This window comes from Pseudomonas sp. G11-1, from assembly GCF_024031555.1.
GTDB classification, from domain to species: Bacteria; Pseudomonadota; Gammaproteobacteria; order Pseudomonadales; family Pseudomonadaceae; genus Halopseudomonas; species Halopseudomonas bauzanensis.
Genome location: NZ_QEYQ01000001.1, coordinates 11520 through 29634, shown reverse-complemented (window position 1 = coordinate 29634; position 18115 = coordinate 11520). Strand labels below are relative to the sequence as shown.

The following is an 18115-nucleotide window of genomic DNA, read 5'->3' as shown; positions in this document are numbered from 1 at the left end:
ATGGGAGGGCGTGCGGGGAGTTCAGGCGGGTGGATGAGTGGTCGGGCAGGCCGTGTTGGCCTGCCCGGTATGTTCAATGGGCGGAATGATCGGCCGCGGGTTGAAAGGTCATGATTCCGGCGCCGTTGCGCAGGGTCAGCCGCGTGCCGGCATCATTGAGCTGCACTTGCAACGGCTTTTCCAGGCGTTGCTTGATGGCATTTTCGCGGGCCATCAACGGTGGTTCGCAAGCCATCATGGTCTGCATCAGCATACCTACTTCCAGGGTGTCGCCCTTGAGTGTGTAGTTCCCGCCCATGCCATTGCAGGCATTGCTCACGCCGATACGGTCGGGCTGGAAGCTCAGTTCGATGGGTGCGCGACTACCACCGGTGAGGTCTGTGTCGAGACGGCCGTCGGCGTCGGTTGCTTCGACCAGCGCCCAGGCGTGAGCGGTGAGGGCATCCGGGGACGTGGACGAGGTGGTGCTGGCGCAGCCAGCAAACAGCAGGGTGGCTGCCAGTGTGGCAGGCAGCAGCGTGCGGAAAGTGCTCATGGTATCTCCATTAAACGGGATCGCGCACATCCTGCACGATCCTGCGGTTGTCGTCGAGTCTACCGTCAGGATACGCCGCCATAAGGCGGGGTATTGGCTGAAGCGGCTTTGTCGGGCATGCCGGCGACCTTGACTTCGGGCAGGTCGCCACCGATGAATTCTACGCGACGGATGGGGAAGGCGAACTCCACTTCCATGTCGCGCAGCGCTTGCAACAATTGCAGATTGATCTCTTGTTGAATATCCATGTACTGATTGTAGTCAGCAGTCTGAACGATATGCACCACCTCGAATGTCAGCTGGCTTTCGTTGAAGGCAAAGAAGTGCGCGCGGTCGAATTTGGTCTTCTCGGTGCTATCAATGATGCGTTTGATCTGCGCCCCGACCTCGCGTACTTGGTCCGCCGGGGTGTGGTAGCTGATGCCGAAGGTGAATACGATCCGCCGGGTATTCATCCGCTTGTAGTTGTGCACGATCTGACTGAGCAGGTCGGCATTGGCGATCACGATCTGCTCGCCACTCAGGGCGCGGATACGGGTGGTTTTAAGGCCGATATGCTCAATGGTGCCGGCCACTTCACCGAAGACCACGAAGTCGCCGATCTCGAAGGGCTTGTCGATACCGATGGACATGGAGGCGAACATGTCACTGAGCAGCGTTTGGACGGCCAGGGCGATGGCTATACCGCCAACCCCGAGACTGGCGATCATGGCGGTGATGTCGACACCCAGATTGGCGAGGATCGACAGCAGCATCATGGTCCAGATCACTATGCGCATGATGATGCCCAGCAGGGTAGTGGTCACCGGGTTGCGCGCCTTGCCGTCGCGGGTCAGGCTGTCGGTCCAGAGCTTGACAGCGTGATCAAGCCAGAGTGCGATCTGAAAGGCCAGGGCGATGAACCAGCCATGGGACATCGCCGATTCCCAGCGGGGCGCCAGCTCGACGGTCTTCAGCCCGATCATCAGCGCGAAGGCGAAGATCAGCAGCTTGCTGGTCGAGCGCAACAGCTCCGAGGCGAAATAGAACACCCGGGATTGGGTTCCTTTGTCACGCTGCTCCAACTGCCGACTCACCACCCGCAGTGCGATAGACAGCAGCAGGTAGGTGGCAAGGGTGACGGTAACCAGAATTCCCAATTGCAGCCAGAGTGAGCGGTCGGTGAGGGTTTCCCAATAGGGCATGCTGAACCTCCAGGCGGATAATCGACAAGCCGGTCGCCGGTGAACTAAACGAGGGCAGACCTTATTTCTGTCGTTGACGAGACGGATTAGTTCCGGCAGTTTCGGCGCTCTACCCCAACGCCTATATCAACAGCGACCTGGAGTCGGTGCTGTTTTCCCTGGCGATCCTGTTCAATGCGCTCAATGAACGGCGGTGGTGATCACCCAACGGGATTGATCGCTTTGTGTGCCTGGTCTTGATCGGGCGTCAAATCTTCTCGGAAGTGCAACAGGGATGACACGCGGCGCTGCCATGCTGGCGCGTCATCACAATCCTACCGAGAACAAGTGCATGAAGAAGACTGCTCTGGCGAGTTTGATCGTCGCCGCATCCAGCCTGTGGCTGGCAGGCTGCCTGGATGGTTCCAGCTCCTCCAATGACAATGCCGCACCGGCGCCGGGGGAGGCTGCGCCGGATACCCGCGTACGGGTGCTGCCTTACCTGCAGAACCCGACCGATACCGCGATCAGCGTCATCTGGTTCACTGATACCGACGTGGCCGGCGAGCTGGTAGTCGAGGGAGTTGGTAGTTTCACCTCTGAACCGGAGCTGGTCGAGGCCTTGGGCTATGGCGACAGCGAGGTCGAATATATCCATGGCGAGCGTAATTTCGGCGGTATTCATGCCGACGTGGCGGCAGGGCAGGCGCCGGCGTTGCCGTACCGGCACGTGGTACGGGTAGAGGGCCTCAGTGCAGCGACCACCTATGAATACCAGGTTCGGCAACCGGGCAGTGAAACCCTGATGGAAGCGCAGTTCACCACCGCACCGGCTGTGGGCGAACGCGCGAGCATCCGCTTCCTGGCCATGTCCGACATGGAAACCGAGCCAGAGTCCACCGAGAAAAACGTGGCCTGGGGCGCCAGTGCCCTGGTGATCGGTGGTGATAAGTTGGCGACCGATCCCGCCACCTACGACCGCCTGTACCCGGTCGACCAGACCACCGGCTACCGCGCCAATATCCAGTATGCGATGGAACGTCAGCCGGATTTCTGGGCGATTGCCGGGGATCTGGTGGAGAAGGGCGGTCGCCAGCTGGACTGGGATGAGTTCTGGCGCCATGCCGCAGGTGAGTGGAGCGACTTCGCTTCCAGCACACCGATCTTCCCGGCACTGGGCAACCATGAAAACTACTGGCATCCCGAAGGCGGCTCCTACACGCCACCAGCGGTAATGCGCTCCTACGACAAATGGAACAGCTACTGGGAGTTGCCGCGCAACTACGGCACCGATGAGCGCTACGAGAAACGCTACTATCGCGTGGACTACGGCCCGGTCACCCTGATCACCCTCGACTCGTCCAATGGCGATGACAGCGATCCGCTCAAGGACACCAACCTGGCCATTGATGGTGTGCAATCGCGGGTACCGGACTTCAACCGCGGCAGTGAGCAGTGGAACTGGGCGGTGAGCGAACTGGCTGATGCCCAGGCCAAAGGCCAGGTGATTTTCGTGCAGTTCCACCATATGCCTTTCGGTACCGGGGTACACAGTCTGTCATCGGGCAGCGCCGGCATTCCGAACAACGAGGACAACCAGTCCGGCCAGCCGATGCGCATCTATCATGAGCTGTTCGAGCGCTACGGGGTGACCGCAGTGCTCGCCGGGCATGACGAACTGCTCGAATACGTGCAGCTGGATGGCGTGCATTACTGGGATGTGGGCTTTGCCGGGGACGGTCTGCGTGGCCCGGGTTATGCGCCGACTACCGACTATGTGCCCTTCGATCAGTTGCCGACAGAGGCCCAGGAAACCCATTGGAGTGCCCACGGCGATGCGCCGGAAATCTGGAACGGCAACCAGTTGATCGACGGCGGCAAGCACTATGGCTTTCTCGAAGTCGAAGTGCGGCCTGCGGGGAGCCATGATTACGAAGTGATAATGACGCCGCGCTACGTGTTTCCGCTGATGGACGAACAGGGCGAGGTCACCGGCGAGTTTGCCCACCGTCAGTACAACAAGGTGGTGAGGGTTCAGGTCCAGCGGTAAGCAAGGCTGCAGGTTGAGTGCTGGCTTGTTTAGGCTGGCTGTGGGAGGGGCCTTGGAAAGCCCTTCCTACCCGGGAAACAGCGGCTGAATCGTGCCGGGTTCGGGCTGGAGTTCCAGACGGTGACGCTCCAGTTGCCACCAGCGCGGCAGTAACTGTCGTACTGCCAGTTGGCCGAAGCGATCATCCAGCAGCCAGACCACGCCCTGGTCCTCGGTGGTGCGGATCACCCGACCGGCCGCCTGCACCACTTTCTGCAATCCCGGATACAGATAGGCGTAGTCATAGCCCTTGCCGAACATCGTCTGCATGCGGCTTTTCACTTCTTCGGTCACCGGATTGACCTGGGGCAACCCCAGGGTGGCGACAAAGGCGCCGACCAGCCGTTTGCCCGGCAGATCGATACCTTCGCTGAAAGCGCCACCGAGCACGGCGAAGCCGATGCAGCGGGTGTCATCGGTGAACCCCTCGAGAAAGGCTTCGCGCTGCGCTTCGTCCATCTGCCGTGACTGTTCCCGCACCGGTATCTCCGGCGCCATTGCGCGCATGACGTCCAGCACCTGCTGCAGATAGGCGTAGCTGCTGAAAAAGGCCAGATAGTTACCCGGGCGCTCACGAAACTGCCTAGCAATCAGCTGTGCGATCGGTCGCAGGCTGTCGGCGCGGTGCTGATAGCGGGTCGACAGGTTGCCGACAAAACGCACTTGCAACTGTTCGGCGGTGAACGGTGATTCCACTTCCAGCCACTGGGTATCTGCCGGCAGGCCCAGTAGATCGGCGTGGTAGTGCTGTGGGCTCAGGGTGGCCGAGAACAGCGTGCTGCTGTGCGCAACGGTGAAGCGGTCGCGCAGGAAAGGCGCCGGGACGATATTACGCAGGCAGAGGGTCGACAGCGCACGCCGGCCCAGCTGGCGGCGGGTGATATCGAACAGGGAATGGGGCCCATGCTGTTCGGCGAGCCGGCAGAACAGCATGGCGTCCAGATAGAAACGCAGCAGCGCCGCATCGTTGCCCTCGGGCTGGTCGCTGAGATGGTCGGTGATGGCGCTGACCGCTTTCTGCAGGCTGAGGCTGAACAGGTCAGCGATGGCGGGGTAGATCTGGTACTCGGCCTGCTGGTCGCGGTGTAGCTGGTTCCAATGGCGATTGACCCGATCCAGCGGTGTTTTCAGGGCGCTGGGGGCGCTTTTGCGCAGGGCATTGAAATTGCCCTGATCCAGTTCCGCGGTGTACATGCCGCGGGCGCGGTCGATGAGGTTATGGGCTTCGTCCACCAGCAGGGTCACCCGCCAGTCGTTCACCACCGTCAGGCTGTAGAGCAGGGCGGTCATGTCGAAGTAGTAGTTGTAGTCAGCGACCACGATATCGGTCCAGCGGCACAGTTCCTGGCTGAGGTAGTAGGGGCAGATGCCATGGGCCAGGGCGATCTCGCGCACCGCCTGGCGGGTCAGCCAGCGGCGTTCCGAGGCAGCCTGCCGGGCCGCCGGCAGGCGGTCGTAGAAACCCCGGGCGAGCGGGCAGGATTCGCCGTGGCAGGCGCGGTCGGGGTATTCGCAGGCCTTGTCCCGGGCGACATGCTCCAGTACCCGTAGCGGTAAGTCCGGCTGCTGGACGCGCAGGCTGGCCAGGGCATCCAGGGCCAACTGGCGCCCTGGTGTTTTGGCGGTGAGAAAGAACAGCCGGTCGAGTTGCTGCTCGGGAAATGCCTTGAGCTGGGGAAAGAGGGTGCCCAGGGTCTTGCCGATGCCGGTGGTGGCCTGGGCCATCAGCGTTTGGCCATCCCGGGCGGCCCGGTACACTGTATTGGCGAGCTGGCGCTGGCCGCGGCGAAAGCTCGGCCAGGGGAACTGCAGCTGGGTCAGGCTCTGATCCCGGGCGGCGCGGTGGGCGGTTTCCTGCTCGGCCCAGGCGAGAAAACGGCGACACTGCAACTCGAAGAATTCCCGCAGGCTGTCGGCACCGAAGCGTTCGCGCAATACCGTTTCCTGTTGGCTGAGCACGTTGTAATAAACCACCGCCAGGTCGATTTCCTCCAGCTCGTACTCGGCGCACAACAGCCACCCGTAGACCTTGACCTGGGCCCAGTGCAGCAGCCGGTGATTGTGGGGGATGCGCTTGACGTCGCCGCGGTGGGTCTTGATCTCTTCCAACAAGTTGAGCGCCGGGTCATAACCGTCGGCGCGGCCGGTAACCAGCAATCCCTCGTAGCTGCCAGCCAGGGGTACTTCACTCAGGTAGGCCGGGCCGCGTCGGGATACCACGGTCCGGTGTCCGGCCATGCCTTCCTGGGCGCTGGGGGACGGGGTGAAACGCAGATCCAGATCGCCTTCGCGCGCGGTGAATTCGCACAGCGCTCGCACTGCGATGCGGTAGTTCATGGGTTGGCCCACTGCACATGGCAGACCGCAACCGGCATGCCGTGGCGGTTGCAGAATTCCAGCCAGCGGCGCTGATTGTCCTGCAGGCGGTCACCGGGGCCTTTCACCTCGATCATCCGGTAGCGGCGCTGCTCGGGCCAGAACTGGATCAGGTCGGGCATGCCGGCGCGATTGGCGCGGATATCCTGCAGCATGCGCTGGAACCAGGTCCGCAGGTGGGCTGGCGGCAGGCAGTGCAGCGCCTGGTCCAACAGCGTTTCGGTGAGCACTGGCCAGTGGACGAAGGGACTCTGGATACCCTGTTTGGCGTGCCAGGTATGGCGGATGCGGTGCTGCCAGGTGTCGCTGTCCAGGTGCGCCAGGCTGGCGGCAAACAGCTCATGCCGGCGCTGCTGGAAGTCGGGGCTGTGCAGATCGGCCGGGGCGCTCTGGAACGGGTGGAAGAAGGCCCCGGGCAGGGGCGCGAAGATGGCGTCCCAGCAGAGCAAGCCGAACAGCCCGGTGATCAGGCTGTTCTCCACGTAATGCACCGGCGCCTGGTCGGCATGCAGATGTTCTCGCACGGCTGTCTCGACGCCCAGCGGATGCGGACCGGGGAGCGTCAGGTCGATGCGCAGGGTGTCGGAATCGATGATCACCGGGTGAGGTGGCTGCGCGAGCTTGCGGGCCAGGCGGCGTTGGGCGCGCAGGGCCAACTGCAATTCGGCTTCGTTCTCCGGTGCGGTGATGGCGGCCTGCACCAGTTCCCAGGCCCCTTGGTACTGCTGCAGTTTTTCCAGAATGCGGATCTGGCGCTGGCGCGCGCCGGTCCAGCCGCTGCGTTCGTAGAGTGCCAGCGCCTGGGGTAGGTCCGCTTCCCGCTCCAGTTGACGGGCCAGGGCGAACAGTAACCGGGCGTGGCGGCTGCGCAGCCAGGGATTGTCGCATTGCGGTTCGCCCAGTAGCGTCAGCACCTCGGCGCAGGGTAGGCCGGCCTCCAGTTGGCTGCGGCAGTGATGCAGGTGCCGGTACAGCTCGATATCCTGGCGGCAGGAGAAGCCGCGGGACTCTGGAGTGATGTTCACGCTTTCGTAGCGGAAGATGCCCAGTTCGGCGAGCACGAATTCCTCCCAGCCCTGGGACAGGTTGCCGAAGAACATCAACCGCAGGCGTTCGCATAGCTCACCGACTTGCAGCGTCAGCAGGCGCTCGGCGTGGTCCGGACACCACTGGCGAAAGCAGCGGGCCTCGGGTTCGCTGGCCTGCAGACGTTCCACCAGTTGGGGTTTGCGCAGAGCGCGCAGCTCCGCTGCGGGCGGTAGCAGGGCGGCGACCTCGTCCTTGCGCAGCAGAGCGCCCAGTTCGGCCGCATCCAGAGGGTGTTGATCATTCAGCCAGCCGAGCTCCAGCAATGGCGCGGCGGCGATATCAAGATCGCCAATTTCCAGGTAGTTCAGGCGGCTGCGGCGAAAGTGCGGGCCCTTGCGCATGATCAATCTGACCAGCAGTGCCTGCGATGCTTTGGGCAGTGCATCGAAACAGCTGAGAAAACGCTGTTCCTCATCATCGAGCAGATCGGCATAGCGCTGCCGCACCCAGTTCATCGCCTGCTGGAAGTTGTGCAGGTAATAGAACGGCGGCGGTTGATCAGAGATGGTCTGGGCTGTTGGCTGGTTGGGCATACAGTATTCTGCCCGCGCAGCCGCCTGGGCTTCAAGCCTGGAGTGACGGGTGGAGTGCTGCGTCAGAACCGTTCGAGCAAAGTAATGGCGTCCCGAGCGCCCATGGCCTGGGCCAGATCCAGGGCGGTCTTGCCATCGGCATCGGTCGCCTGTGGGTCCGCACCGGCCTGGAGCAAGCGTTCCAGCATATCGGTGCGGTTGAACATGGCGGCATACATCAGCGGCGGCTTGCCGCCCTGGGGGCAGCCGTTGGCGTCGGCGCCATGGGTCAACAGGAGCTCCAGCATGGCCATGTCACCCTTGAACAGCACGCCGGCCAGCGGTGTCTGGCAGCGGTCATTGGCCAGCTCCGGGTCGCTGCCATGGGTGAGCAGCACTTCGGCGGCGTCAAGCTGGCCGTTATAACTCGCCAGCATCAACAGGCTGTCGCCCTTGCTGTTGCGCAAGTTGGCCGGCAGGCCGCCTTCGAGCATCGTCTGCAATTGCGCGGCATCGCCGTGGCGGGCCAGATCGAACATGCGCTCGGCGAATGCCAGGGTTTCATCGTCAAGGGTGGGGCGGTCGGCCATGGCTGTGCTCCGGAGAAAAGAACCCATTGTGCCTGCCTGGGGGTAACAGGTCACGCGCAGCACACTGACCGAACAGACAATGGCCGGGCTCAAGCCGCAACTTCTGCTTTAATGAATACAGTGACCAGCAATGAGAGGAGGTACCTATGGAACTGCCGAACAAGGATCTGGGGGATCTGTTTGACCAGCTTGGCTTGCCGTCAACCCCCGAGGATATCGAGGCCTTTTTTGCCAGCCATTCCCTGCCGCCTGAGATCAAACTGATCGATGCACCATTCTGGACACCGACCCAGGCCCTGTTTCTCAAGGAGGAAATGCGCGAAGACGCCGAGTGGGCGCCGATTGTCGATCAACTCAATGTGCGTTTGCACGAAGATTAAATGCAACGACCGGGTCACGCCTGACCGGGTCGTGCTCGACCGGGCCACACTCGACACCCCCTGACGACTATCGCGATGCCCGAGCAGGCCTTGGGGTTTTTCTGTCTCGGCGCGATCTGGCATGATGTCTGATTGCGCCGAGCCCCAAGCCGTTCGGCCCCTGCATTCTGGACCGCTACATGACCTTACGCTTGCTACTCATTCTGGGTGGCCTGAGCGCCTTCGGGCCTCTGGCAATTGATCTTTATCTCCCTGCGTTCCCCGCGATTGCGCAATTCTTCGCCACCGACTCCGAGCATGTTCAGCTGAGCCTGTCGGCCTATTTTATCGGGCTGGCGTTGGGGCAGCTTTTCTACGGTCCTTTGGCGGATCGCTTTGGACGCCGCAAGCCGCTGTTGTTCGGTATCGGCCTGTTTACTCTGGCCTCTATCGGGTGCGCTCTGGCACCGACCCTGGAGTGGCTGATCATCGCCCGTTTTGCCCAGGCGCTGGGCGGATGCGCCGGTATGGTGGTCAACCGGGCGGTGGTGCGTGATATCTGTACGCCCATCGAGGCGGCGCGGGCCTTTTCGCAGCTGATGCTGGTCATGGGCGTCGCGCCTATTCTGGCCCCGCTGGCGGGTGGTTGGCTAATGCTGTTCGGGGGCTGGCAGTTGATTTTCGCGTTTCTGGCGGTGTTCGCTGGCGTCTTCGGTTTTCTGGTGTTCTTTCGGTTGCCGGAAACCCTGCCGCAGCATATTCCGCCCAGCCGGCTATCCAGTGCACTGGGGCGCTACGGCCGGCTGCTGAGGGAGCCGCAATTCATGTTCCATGCACTGACTGGCGGTATCGCCATGGCCGGGATGTTCGCTTATATCGCCGGTTCGCCCTTCGTTTTTATCGAACTGTATGACGTGCCGGTGCAGCACTATGGCTGGTTCTTCGGCATGAACTCGGCCGGCTTCGTGTTATCGGCGCAATTCAACAGCCGTCTGTTGCGTCGACGCACTCCGCTCAAGCTGCTGAAGATCACCACCTTGCTGTTCATGGGCAGCACCCTGGCGCTGTCAGCAGTGGCGCTGTTCGAACCGCCCGTTCTATGGCCGCTACTGGTGCCGCTGTTCATGTGTATGGCGCTACTGGCGTTGGTATTGCCCAATTCCTCGGCCTGTGCGCTGGCCGGGCATGGACACCAGGCCGGCGTCGCTTCTGCGCTGATGGGCACTCTGCAGTTCACCATCGCCGGCATTGTTTCGGCGCTGGTGGGGGCATTGCACAATGGAACGGCGTTACCGATGACCGGGATGATCAGTGTATGCGGTGTTGCGGCAGCCACCATGGCGCTGCTGGCGCGCCGGGCGACACCGGCTGAGGTAGCCGTTGGCGGGGCTGTGAAGAAGTAGGAAGGGGACAAGCGAAGGCGGGCAGAGGATTCTGCCCGCCATCAGCCTCAGGCGCCGTTCCAGCGCTTGAGGATCAGGGTGGCGTTGGTGCCACCGAAGCCGAAGCTGTTGGACATGATCAGGTCGACGGCCTGGTCCAGGCGCTCGCGCAGGATCGGCAGATCGGCTGCGTTTTCGTCCAGCTCATCAATATTGGCCGAGGCGGCGAGGAAGTTGTCGCGCATCATCAGCAGGCAATAGATGGCTTCCTGCACACCGGCTGCACCCAGCGAGTGACCCGAGAGGCTCTTGGTCGAGCTGATCTTCGGGGACTTGTCACCGAACACTTCACGGATAGCCTTGAGTTCGGCCACGTCGCCCACCGGAGTGGAGGTGCCGTGGGTGTTGAGGTAGTCGATGGTGCCTTCAACGGTAGCCATGGCTTGCTGCATGCAGCGTACCGCGCCTTCACCACTGGGGGCGACCATGTCGTAACCGTCGGAGGTGGCGCCGTAGCCGACGACTTCCGCGTAGATCTTGGCACCACGCGCCAGCGCGTGCTCCAGCTCTTCGACCACAACCATGCCGCCGCCGCCGGCGATGACGAAACCGTCACGCTTGGCGTCATAGGCGCGGGAGGCCTTTTCCGGGGTGTCGTTGTACTGGGTGGACAGCGCGCCCATGGCGTCGAACAGCATGGACTGGCTCCAGTGCTCTTCTTCACCACCACCAGCGAAGACCACGTCCTGTTTGCCCAGCTGGATCTGCTCCATGGCGCTGCCGATGCAATGGGCACTGGTGGCGCAGGCGGAGGAGATCGAGTAGTTGATGCCCTTGATCTTGAACGGGGTAGCCAGACAGGCGGAAACGGTGCTGCCCATGGTGCGCGGCACACGATACGGCCCGATCTTCTTCACGCCCTTGTCACGCAGAATGTCGATCGACTCCATCTGGTTCAAGGTCGAGGCGCCGCCGCTGCCGGCAATCAGGCCGGTGCGCGGGTTGCTGATCTGCTCTTCCGTCAGGCCAGCATCGGCGATCGCCTGCTGCATGGACAGATAGGCGAATGCCGCAGCATCGCCCATGAAGCGCTTGACCTTACGGTCGATAGCGGCGTCCAGGTCAATCTTCACGCTGCCGGAGACATGGCTGCGCAGGCCCATTTCTGCGTATTCGGGGTTGTGAGTGATGCCTGACTTGCCTTCTTTCAGGCTGGCAGCCACGCTTTCCAGGTCCTGGCCGAGGCAGGAGACAATGCCCATACCGGTAATCACGACGCGACGCATAGTGATGATCCTCAGAAACTATCAGTAGAAGTGAACAGACCCACACGCAGACCTTCCGCGGAGTAGATCTCGCGACCGTCAACCGCCATGGTGCCGTCGGCGATGCCCAGAGTCAGGGCGCGGTTGATGGTGCGTTTGATATGTATGGTGTAAGTGACTTTCTTCGCGGTCGGCAGGACCTGCCCGAAGAACTTCACTTCGCCCGAGCCCAGGGCGCGACCGCGGCCTTCAAAGCCGAGCCAGCCAAGGTGAAAACCGACCAGCTGCCACATGGCGTCGAGACCCAGGCAGCCCGGCATTACCGGGTCGCCTTCGAAGTGACAGGCGAAAAACCACAGGTCGGGATGAATATCCAGTTCGGCAACGATTTCGCCCTTGCCGAAGCGGCCGCCCGTTTCGCTGATGTGGGTGATGCGATCGATCATCAGCATGTTGGGGGCTGGCAACTGTGCGTTACCGGGGCCGAACAACTCGCCACGACTGCATTTAAGCAGATCTTCCCGGCTGAACGCATTTTGTTTTGACATAGAGGCTCCTGCTCTTCCCCGTTCGGTGGGGCGCTATTGTATCGGCATGGCGGGGGGTTGATGAACGATGAAGTCCGCCAGCGTAAGCTCAGACTGCTGACGCGGGGTGAAAGTCACACCCGGACAGACCAGAGGCGTTGAGGATACCCGTGATGCCAGCGCAGGACAAAAATTTATGTATCTCTGCGCTGGCAGTTAAAGGCTCCAGCTTCAGTCCAGAACGCCGAATTCGGCCTGGAACTGGTCGCGCAGTTCGCGCTTGAGGACCTTGCCGATAGCGCTGCGGGGCAGCTCATCGGTGAGGATGAGGCGGTTCAGGCGCTGGGTCTTGCCCACCTGACCATTGAACCATTGCAGAATGTGTTCGGCAGGGGTATCGGCGCCGGGCTTGAGTACGGCATAGCCGACCGGGGTTTCACCCCAGCTGGTGGAACGCACGCCAATAACGGTGACTTCCACCAGGTCCGGATGCTGGCGCAGCACGGCTTCGAGATCGCTGGGGTAGATGTTGAAACCACCGCTGATGATCATATCCTTGCGGCGATCCATCAGGGTGAGGAAGCCCTCCTCATCGAACCGGCCGACATCGCCGGTGCGGATGAAGCGTTTGCCGGTGTGGTCGTACCATTCGGCTTCGGCGGTCTTTTCCGGCTTGTTCAGGTAGCCGCTCATCATGGCGATGGAATGGCCGACCACTTCACCGATTTCGCCGACGGGCAGCTCATTGCCGTCTTCGTCGATGACCCGCATGTCGTGGCCATCCAGCGGCCGACCGACGGTGTTCAGCTTGTCGGTAAATTCGTGGGCCAGCAGCATGCAGGAGCCACCGCCTTCGGTCATGCCGTAAAACTCGACCAACCCGCCTGGCCAGCGTTCCAGGATGTCGGCTTTGAGCTCACCATGGAACGGCGCGCTGGTACTGAACTTCATCTTGAAGCTGGACAGATCGTAACGGTCGAAGTCATCACGAGCCATGATGCGCTGATACTGCACCGGCACCAGCATGGTATGGGTGGCGCGGTGCTCCTGGGCCAGCTCCAGGTATTTCTGCGCGTCGAACTTGCTCATCAGCACCAGGGTCCCGCCCAGGCCGATGGTCGGCAGGAAGGAGACCAGCGTGGTGTTGGAATACAGCGGGGTGGACATCAGCGTGACGCCGTCGGCGCCGTAGCCGAAGGCGATGCCGCGCTGGATGTGCGACCAGCGCATGAGGTGGTCATGCACGATACCCTTGGGCTCGCCGGTGGTGCCGGAGGAATAGATGATATTGAACAGCGTCTCGGGCTTGAGCTCCACGGGGGTGGGCATGCTGTCGGCCAGCCACTGGCTGAAGCCGGTATTCGGCTGGCTGTCATCCAGACTCAATAACGGTATCTGAATCTGTCCGGTCACCGGTTGCAGCGCCTGGGCGACGGACTGGTCAACGAACAACAGCTTGGCGGCGGAGTCCCGCAGCATGTTGACCAGGCTGTCAGCGGTGGACGAGGGCGCTAGCGGGGCGACGACCATACCGGCGCGCAAAGCGGCGAGAAACAGCACGGCATAAGGTATCGAGTTGGCGGCGCAGATGGCGATGGCGTCGCCCGGTAGCAAGCCGTCGCGCTGCAGCGCGGCGGCGGCGCGATTCACCTGAGTATCCAGCTCGGCATAGCTGAGCCGCTGTCCATCCTGGATAACGGCGGGATGATCAGCCCGGTACCTGGCGTTCAGGGCCAGGAGCTCGGGCAGGGTCGCGAAGGGTGATTCCAGTGTGATCGGATAGCTCGCTACAACGCTCATGCCTGATGGATTCCTGAAATGATGATGGGGCGACCAGTGTCGCCCGTTTGCCCCCGCTGAATCCATCCCTGGGATATTGCTAAATGCCAGTCAATCAATCGCGCTGATGCAAGCCGGCTCAGAGCCAGTGTTCCAGTACTTGCCGCAGCGCCTTGCGGGTCACGGGTTTGCTGAGAAAACCCTGCATGCCTGCTTCCTCGCTGCGGCGGCGATCTTCGTCGGAGGCACTGGCAGTCAGTGCGATGCAGGGGCGCGGCTGGATATGGACGTCGGCGCAATGCTGGAGATACCAGCGGTAAGTGTCGAAGCCATTCATGTCCGGCAGCAGGATGTCCATGAAAATAATCGAAAAGGCCTGGGTGGGGTCCTTGAGCAATTGCATGGCCTGCTGCGCATCCTCGGCGAGTACCACCGGGAGGGCCAGGCTGCGCAGCATGCCTTCCATGACCATCTGGTTGACCGGATTGTCTTCTACCAGCAACACCGGCAGAGTGCCGACACGAGCAGCTTCGATCGGCGGGATATCCATGGCCGCCTGCGCTTGACCGGTCAGCTCGAAGGGGAGGTTCAGGATGAAGCAGGAGCCTTGGCCGGGTTGGCTGGTCGCTTTCAGCTCACCCCCCATCTTGCGGGCGAAGTTACGGGCGATCGACAGCCCCAGGCCGGTGCCACCGAAGCGTCGGGACGTACTGCTGTCGCCCTGTTGAAAAGCATCGAACATGCGCTCCAGGCGCTCGGGGGCGATGCCTATTCCGCTATCCATCACTCTGCAGGCCAGCTGCAGTGTGCCGTTGGCGTCCACCTGCCAATGTGCGCTCAGCTGGATCAGGCCCTGTTCGGTGAATTTCAACGCGTTGCCCAGCAAATTTACCAATATCTGCCGCAGGCGCGTCGGATCACCCAGTACCACAGGGGTTGGTGGTTGGCCGTTCCGTTCGACACTCAGTGACAGGCCCTTTTTGCGAGTGGCATATTCGAATGCGATGGCGGTCCGGTCCAGCAGGGCGGACAAGTCGAAGGGAATATGCTCCAGTTCGAAGGCTTCGCGTTCGACCCGGGAGAAGTCGAGAATATCGTTGATGACCTTGAGCAGGTGCTCGGTGGATTCGCTGGCGATGCGGCAATATTCGACTTGTTCATTGGTCAGTTCGGTGGTTTCCAGCAATTGCAGCATGCCCATCACGCCGTTCATCGGGGTACGCAATTCATGGCTCATCATCGCCAGAAAGTCCGACTTGGCCCGGCTGGCCTGCTCTGCCTGTTCTCGCGCATTGATGAGTTCGGTCATGGCGTTGTGCTGCTGCATCTCGGCCTGCTGCAGGGTCGTTGCCAGGCGGTTGATATTGGCCATCAGCTCACCCATCTGGTTGCGCTCGCGGATCTCGAGGCGGGTATCGAGGCGCCCGTCCTGCAGGGCCTGAACGGCTTTGCGCATTTCTACCAATGGGCGAGCGAAAGCCCGGGCCAGGCGGGTCGATAACAGGAGGGCAGCGAGCAGCACTACTGCACCCAATAGCAGGCTGCGAAACAGGATGCTGCGCTGACGTTCGACGAATGATTGATAGCTGAGGCTGATACGAACCTGCCCCAATTGCTGGGGTTGATGGTCTTCCACGACATCGGTGTTGAGCAGAAACAAATCATAGTGCAGGGGGATGCCCTGGCGCTCGATCTGGGCGCTGAACAGACGCAGCGGCCCTTGGGCCACAGGAGTCTTCTGCTCCATCGCCAACAAATTACCGTCCTGATCAAGCACCTCGATCTTATGCACATTGGGCATCCTCAAGGAGCCCTTGATGAGGTTTCTCAGCAGGTCGAGATTACCGGTTATGACGCCGTATTCGGTCGCTGGCGCCAGCTGATCGGCAATCAACTGGCCGGTGGTTTGCATTTCGCGGTCTAGTGCTTCCAGGCGGACATGGGTGAAGTAGCCCAGCAGGGTGACCCCCAAGAGGATGGCCGGGAGCAGGGCGATGGTAATCAAACGGCGGGTAATGCTGCCGCGTCGAAAAATATTCATCGGGGCTGCTCCTGCGCGTGCATGCCGGGAAGCGGACACACTGACGCCGGCGTTGTCAGGCGACGCTGCAGCATGACTTGGCCTGGTTCTGAAGTGGTTGAGGCATGACGACAGTCCTTGTCATTCAGGGTTGGCTCAAAAGTTTAGCCCAGAACACGGGGCGCGAGTTGTTTTGACTGATGTCCATGGTAAACCTGCGGCCAGGTTTTTTCATCAGCGCTTCGCTGTTACTGTTGGCGGACATATACTGAGAGTTGTTTTCTGTCTCAAGGAATTTGCATGACCGACCACAAGGTCCCCGTTACCGTTCTGGGTGGCGGCAGTTTCGGTACCACTCTGGCCAACCTGCTGGCGAGCAATAGCGTTCCGACAACGCTGTGGCTGCGTAATGAAGAGCAGGCGAGCGAAATGCGCGAGCAGAGGGAAAATACCCGGTATCTGCCGGGAATCAAACTGGACCCCCAGCTGACCGTCACCACTGATATGGCGTCGGCGCTGAGCGCGGCGGAGTTGGTGTTTCTGGCCATTCCCAGCGGTGCATTTCGCAGTGTGCTGCAACAGATCGGTCCCGGGCTGGCCGGGAAGGGGCTGATCAGCACGACGAAAGGTATCGAGCAGCCGGGCTTTCTGATGATGAGTCAAATCGTCGAGCAGGAGGTTCCCGAGGCCCGCGTGGCGGTGCTGTCCGGACCCAATCTGGCCCGGGAGATGGCGGCTGGGGCGCTGACGGCGACGGTGGTGGCAAGCGATGATGAGGCGCTGAGTGCTCAGGTGCAGGATGTACTGGGCTGCCAGAGCCTGCGTGTGTATGCCAGCCAGGATCGTTATGGGGTCGAGTTGGGTGGGGCGCTGAAAAACGTCTACGCGATCATCTCCGGCATGGCGGCAGCCATGGGCGTGGGTGAAAACACCAAAAGCATGCTGATTACCCGTGCGCTGGCGGAAATGACCCGCTTCGCCGTGCATATGGGGGCCAACCCGCTGACCTTCCTCGGTCTGGCTGGCGTGGGCGATCTGATTGTTACCTGCACTTCGCCGATGTCACGTAACTATCAGGTGGGGCATGCGCTAGGCAAAGGGCTGACCCTGGAGGAGAGTATTGCCCGGCTGGGGCAAGTGGCCGAGGGGGTGAATACGCTGAAGGTGCTGCGGCAGAAATCACTGGAAGAAGGCGTCTACATGCCGCTGGTGGCGGGTCTGCATGCCATCATCTTCGAGCAGCAGCCGCTGGCAGACGTTATCGGCCGGTTGATGAGCGCAGAGCAGAAGCATGATGTCGAGTTTTCCGCCTTCATGGCGAGCACACCATTGACCAAGGAGCAGAAATGAACGCTTTCAAAGAGAACATCACATCGGCCGATTTCTGGCTTCGCCTTATCTATACCCTGTTGTTCGCGGTGGCATGGCAGGTGGTCGAGGTGCTGCTGGCGGCGATTCTGGTCTTGCAGATCGTGTTTCGCCTGTTTACCGGTGAACCCAACGGGCAATTGGCCGGCTTCGGTAACAGCCTGTCGCAGTATGCCTGGCAGATGGGTCGCTATGTCACCGGGGCGGCCGAAGAGAAACCCTGGCCGTTCATGGAATGGCCGGATGAAAATGCCGAGTGGCAACCGCGCCCGGCCCAGGATCCGGTAACGGTAGACCCGGCGCATGCCGCTCCGGTGCCGCCAGCGGCCCCGGTAGTGCCTGATACCAATGCTTCCGTCGCTGATGTGACGCCGCCACCGGTGGTGGAACCGGTAGTGGAAGAGGAACCTGATGCGCCGGTGGTAGCACCTGCGGGCGACGTCATCGTGCCGGAGCCACCGGTGCTGCGGCCTGAGGACGAGATCGATGACACGGACGCTACTCCGGGTGATGGCAGCAGGCTGAAACCATGAAGATGTGGATTCTGCGCCATGGCCAGGCGGAGCCTTCGGCAGCCAGTGACGCCGAGCGGCGGCTGACCGACACCGGGCGTGAGGAAGTAACCGACATGGCGGGCCTGCTGGCGGGCCATGGCCTGGAGGCGATTATCGCCAGTCCCTATCGCCGGGCTCAGCAGACCGCAGAGCTGATGCGTCGGGAGCTGGGGTTTCGCCGCAGCATCATTACGGTGGATTGGTTGACGCCGGACAGCGACCCTCTCGCTGCATTGGATGAGCTGGCTGATCGGGTCGAAGGCGAAGTGCTGCTGGTCAGCCATCAACCCCTGGTCGGGCAATTGCTCAGCCTGCTGGTGGATGGGCATCGCCAGCGCCATTATCCCATGCCCACCGCCGGGCTGGCCTGTCTGGAGATGCCGCTGCCGGCAGCCGGCGTGGCTGACCTGGTCAGCCTGGCAAACCCGGCCAGCGTACGGGAGCGCAGCTGAAAAAAGTGGCTGGAATTCGCTGGCAGATCATATAACAATCACAATTCATCGGTAC

Annotated in this window: 15 protein-coding genes; 6 read left to right on the top strand and 9 right to left on the bottom strand. The window is 61.6% G+C overall.

Going from position 1 to position 18115, the window contains the following annotated elements; all coding sequences use genetic code 11:
* Positions 1-73 precede the first annotated feature (73 nt).
* Complete coding sequence (locus tag DHB74_RS00115) at positions 74-535, bottom strand: META domain-containing protein (protein ID WP_499160508.1); 462 nt, start codon at positions 533-535, stop codon at positions 74-76.
* A 65-nt stretch (positions 536-600) separates the two neighbouring features.
* Positions 601-1719 carry a mechanosensitive ion channel family protein gene (locus DHB74_RS00110; RefSeq protein WP_074778411.1) on the bottom strand — a complete coding sequence of 373 codons (1119 nt, stop codon included), beginning with the start codon at positions 1717-1719 and terminating at the stop codon, positions 601-603.
* Between the two features lie 331 nt (positions 1720-2050).
* On the opposite strand from DHB74_RS00110, the gene DHB74_RS00105 reads away from it, so the two are divergent.
* A complete protein-coding gene (locus DHB74_RS00105) occupies positions 2051-3748 on the top strand; it encodes a purple acid phosphatase family protein (RefSeq protein WP_499160507.1) in 1698 nt (565 codons plus the stop codon).
* Positions 3749-3814: 66 nt separating this feature from the next.
* On the opposite strand, the gene DHB74_RS00100 is transcribed toward DHB74_RS00105, so the two are convergent.
* The 3 genes from DHB74_RS00100 to DHB74_RS00090 all read right to left on the bottom strand — a co-directional run bounded on the left by DHB74_RS00100 (position 3815) and on the right by DHB74_RS00090 (position 8354).
* The gene (locus tag DHB74_RS00100; protein WP_499160506.1) at positions 3815-6124 is read right to left on the bottom strand and encodes an ATP-dependent DNA helicase; all 2310 of its coding nucleotides are present in this window, start codon (positions 6122-6124) and stop codon (positions 3815-3817) included.
* Positions 6121-7785 carry a VRR-NUC domain-containing protein gene (locus tag DHB74_RS00095; RefSeq protein ID WP_499160505.1) on the bottom strand — a complete coding sequence of 555 codons (1665 nt, stop codon included), beginning with the start codon at positions 7783-7785 and terminating at the stop codon, positions 6121-6123. The genes DHB74_RS00100 and DHB74_RS00095 overlap by 4 nt, the downstream gene beginning before the upstream one ends.
* A gap of 62 nt (positions 7786-7847) precedes the next feature.
* Positions 7848-8354 (bottom strand): ankyrin repeat domain-containing protein, encoded by a 507-nt coding sequence (locus tag DHB74_RS00090; protein ID WP_499160504.1) that lies wholly within the window; start codon positions 8352-8354, stop codon positions 7848-7850.
* A gap of 146 nt (positions 8355-8500) precedes the next feature.
* Here DHB74_RS00090 and DHB74_RS00085 point away from each other — a divergent pair, with 146 nt between their 5' ends.
* Complete coding sequence (locus DHB74_RS00085) at positions 8501-8734, top strand: DUF2789 domain-containing protein (protein WP_136869558.1); 234 nt, start codon at positions 8501-8503, stop codon at positions 8732-8734.
* Positions 8735-8913: 179 nt separating this feature from the next.
* The gene (locus DHB74_RS00080; RefSeq protein ID WP_036989560.1) at positions 8914-10116 is read left to right on the top strand and encodes a Bcr/CflA family multidrug efflux MFS transporter; all 1203 of its coding nucleotides are present in this window, start codon (positions 8914-8916) and stop codon (positions 10114-10116) included.
* Positions 10117-10163: 47 nt separating this feature from the next.
* Here the strand turns inward: DHB74_RS00080 and fabB are convergent, their stop codons facing one another.
* The 4 genes from fabB to DHB74_RS00060 form a co-directional block, all read right to left on the bottom strand.
* On the bottom strand, positions 10164-11381 hold the full coding sequence (gene fabB, locus DHB74_RS00075; RefSeq protein ID WP_036989561.1) for a beta-ketoacyl-ACP synthase I: 1218 nt from the start codon (positions 11379-11381) through the stop codon (positions 10164-10166).
* 11 nt (positions 11382-11392) lie between these two features.
* Entirely contained in the window at positions 11393-11908 is a 516-nt protein-coding gene (gene fabA, locus DHB74_RS00070) for a 3-hydroxyacyl-[acyl-carrier-protein] dehydratase FabA (protein WP_036989562.1), read from the bottom strand.
* 210 nt (positions 11909-12118) lie between these two features.
* Entirely contained in the window at positions 12119-13687 is a 1569-nt protein-coding gene (locus tag DHB74_RS00065; RefSeq protein WP_499160503.1) for a class I adenylate-forming enzyme family protein, read from the bottom strand.
* Between the two features lie 118 nt (positions 13688-13805).
* Positions 13806-15707: an ATP-binding protein gene (locus DHB74_RS00060; protein WP_499160502.1), complete on the bottom strand. Its 1902-nt coding sequence runs from the start codon at positions 15705-15707 to the stop codon at positions 13806-13808.
* Positions 15708-15986: 279 nt separating this feature from the next.
* On the opposite strand from DHB74_RS00060, the gene DHB74_RS00055 reads away from it, so the two are divergent.
* Genes DHB74_RS00055 through sixA form a run of 3 tightly spaced genes read left to right on the top strand, consistent with a single transcriptional unit; the run spans position 15987 to position 18060 of the window.
* Entirely contained in the window at positions 15987-17036 is a 1050-nt protein-coding gene (locus DHB74_RS00055) for an NAD(P)H-dependent glycerol-3-phosphate dehydrogenase (protein ID WP_051610806.1), read from the top strand.
* Positions 17033-17587: a DUF4389 domain-containing protein gene (locus DHB74_RS00050; RefSeq protein ID WP_280164224.1), complete on the top strand. Its 555-nt coding sequence runs from the start codon at positions 17033-17035 to the stop codon at positions 17585-17587. The genes DHB74_RS00055 and DHB74_RS00050 overlap by 4 nt, the downstream gene beginning before the upstream one ends.
* Positions 17584-18060: a phosphohistidine phosphatase SixA gene (gene sixA, locus DHB74_RS00045; protein ID WP_036989565.1), complete on the top strand. Its 477-nt coding sequence runs from the start codon at positions 17584-17586 to the stop codon at positions 18058-18060. Before DHB74_RS00050 ends, sixA begins: the two co-directional genes overlap by 4 nt.
* Positions 18061-18115 lie beyond the last annotated feature (55 nt).